Genomic DNA, 200 nt, shown 5'->3' with positions numbered 1-200 from the left:
GCCGACAGCTCCGTCATCCGCGCATCGAGATTGGCTGGATTGATCTCGCGGCTTTCATCCGGAAGCGCCATGACCTCGCCGATCGAATCGATCAGGAGTCCGTAAGACTCACCCCGCAGTTCCACGCCGACGGCCATCGGCGGGCGATCGGCCTCTTGCTTCGGAAGACCTAATCGCGCGCGCATATCGATCGCGGTGAC

General features: G+C 62.5%; 1 protein-coding gene. It reads right to left on the bottom strand.

The genetic code is table 11. The annotated features are described in order from the left end of the window. Window positions 1–200: chemotaxis protein CheW (locus tag BGN91_RS10510; protein WP_292612899.1), on the bottom strand; the 200-nt coding region annotated here is incomplete at both ends.

Source organism: Nitrobacter sp. 62-13 (assembly GCF_001896955.1).
Classification (GTDB): Bacteria; Pseudomonadota; Alphaproteobacteria; order Rhizobiales; family Xanthobacteraceae; genus Nitrobacter.
The sequence above is the reverse complement of the archived record's forward strand: the minus strand, read 5'-3'. Positions and strand labels throughout refer to the sequence as shown.